Source organism: Spirochaetota bacterium (genome assembly GCA_026414805.1).
Taxonomy (GTDB): Bacteria; Spirochaetota; UBA4802; order UBA4802; family UB4802; genus UBA4802.
In genome coordinates, this window is the sequence record JAOAIH010000139.1 from 1 (window position 1) to 1,925 (window position 1,925).

Below are 1,925 nucleotides of genomic sequence, written 5' to 3' on the forward strand. Positions count from 1 at the left end.
CTTTAAACTATAAAAAAGCAGCAATTTAACCTGCATAATAAGTGGCAGTTAGCCAATTTCATCAAGGAAAATGGTCCCACCTTGGGCAAGTGCTATTTTACCGGGTTTATCTTTCTTTGCATCGGTAAAGACACCTGCTTTATTTAATTACTATGTTTTTACCCGTTTGTATTGTTTCACGTAATGCACAGGAAAGTTCACAAATAGTTGCGTGAAAAATTTCAAAACATAGCTTTCCTAGTGCTTCATCTTTGCTTTGCAGCCCTAAAATTTTGCAGACAGCATTATTTAGTGAAGTGATACAAAAATCAAGGTCAATAGTGAATACATCAGCAATGCTGTCTAAAATAATGTTTGCAACGCAATCTGAGTTCATTATTCTATATTTTCAGAGTCAGTGTGTATGTTGGTATCTTCACCTGTGCTTTTGTCATTATTAATGCCTGAATCATTTTCATATTCATTATAGTCATCCTTATCAATGGTGTCATTATTATTTTTATCTTCATTAAGTTTTTCAGTTTCATCTTTTTTCTGTTGCTCTTCACGGTATTTTTTTTCTTCCTGTTCTCTTTTTTTACGTAATTCTGTAAGATAGTTACTGATTTCAGAATCGTTGATGTTATTGGTAAATGATACGATCACAGCTGATTCATTCATAAACATGAGATTCATCGGGATATCAATGCAATAGACATTACCCATCTGATAGATAGAAAGATTAAATTTTTCGATTTGCTTTCGATTTACAATTATCAATGCTTTATTTGGAGTTATATTACCAAATGCTAATCGATATTTTGCAGCAGCTAACATAGTTTCAGCAATTTCCTTTGTATCAAATAAATCATTATTTGAAGGCTGTTTAAGTTCGGAAGTTCCCAGTGAGAAAAAAATATATTGTCCGTTTTTATCCTTGTATGGTAAAAATGGTGATGAAAGGGTAGATTCTAATTTGGAAGGTAGTTGTTTTGCTTTAAAAACAAATTCATATGTGCCAGCAAGATCATCTTCAATATAACGAGATGATAGCAATGTAATGTTAGTAGTAACAATTTTGTTCTTAAATTCATCTTCGTTAATCACTGTAGATTTCTTTTTTTCCTTCAAAAATGGGGATGTTGCTCTTACTGTTATAATGAGGCTTTTGTCTTTCTGTTGTTCTATATATTGAACGATAGTAAAATCAAAACATCCCAAAACAAATAATAGAGCTGAAAGTAGTAAAATAATTTTGCGGTGTATCATATTTAAACCTTTATGAGTAACGGTTTAAGGTTGCATTATGATTAACTATAATTTGTTATATTGCACTGTTGATAAACATTATACAATATTAGGATTTGTAAAAATATATAAAGCATTTTTGAAATATAATATTTTGTGGATACATTGTCAAAGATAATTTATACTATACAAGAAGATTATAATTGTTAACATGTTTCTCCATATTGTACTTTATCTTGATTACGAAAAAAAGTGTTGACCAAAGTATAAATAATTTGTATTATATTATATGTTAACAATAAACAATTTATATATTAATTAGCAGAAAAAATAAAAAGTCAATCTGCTTAAAGTTAGTAAGTTTTCAAAGCACTTATGCAATAGCTAATAGGTTAAAAATATTTACTATCAAGGAGGTTTGCCATGATGAGGTACCCTTTACTTCTTACCAATTTTATGGAAAGGGCTGCTAAATATTTTCCAAAAAAAGAAATTGTATCAGTATATACTGACCAGAAATTTGTCTATAATTACGGTCAATGGTATAAACGATGCTGCCAGCTTGCCCATGCTCTTCAATCCCTTAAAATTAAAAAAGGCGACCGTGTTGCATCCTTTGCATTGAATAACCATAGACATCTTGAATTGTATTTTGGTGTGCCATGTATGGGGGCAGTACTTCACACGCTTAATGTACG

3 protein-coding genes and 1 pseudogene are annotated in these 1,925 nt (G+C 30.4%); 1 reads left to right on the top strand and 3 read right to left on the bottom strand.

Annotated features, from left to right (window positions below):
- Nucleotides 1–51: 51 nt before the first annotated feature.
- The 3 genes and pseudogenes from N3F66_14975 to N3F66_14985 all read right to left on the bottom strand — a co-directional run bounded on the left by N3F66_14975 (nucleotide 52) and on the right by N3F66_14985 (nucleotide 1,248).
- A pseudogene (locus tag N3F66_14975) lies at nucleotides 52–135 on the bottom strand (sigma-54 factor interaction domain-containing protein).
- A gap of 4 nt (nucleotides 136–139) precedes the next feature.
- Nucleotides 140–376 (bottom strand): PAS domain-containing protein, encoded by a 237-nt coding sequence (locus N3F66_14980; protein ID MCX8125450.1) that lies wholly within the window; start codon nucleotides 374–376, stop codon nucleotides 140–142.
- On the bottom strand, nucleotides 376–1,248 hold the full coding sequence (locus tag N3F66_14985) for a hypothetical protein (protein ID MCX8125451.1): 873 nt from the start codon (nucleotides 1,246–1,248) through the stop codon (nucleotides 376–378). The genes N3F66_14980 and N3F66_14985 overlap by 1 nt, the downstream gene beginning before the upstream one ends.
- 402 nt (nucleotides 1,249–1,650) lie before the next feature.
- On the opposite strand from N3F66_14985, the gene N3F66_14990 reads away from it, so the two are divergent.
- On the top strand, nucleotides 1,651–1,925 hold a 275-nt coding region (locus N3F66_14990), incomplete at its 3' end, for an AMP-binding protein (GenBank protein MCX8125452.1).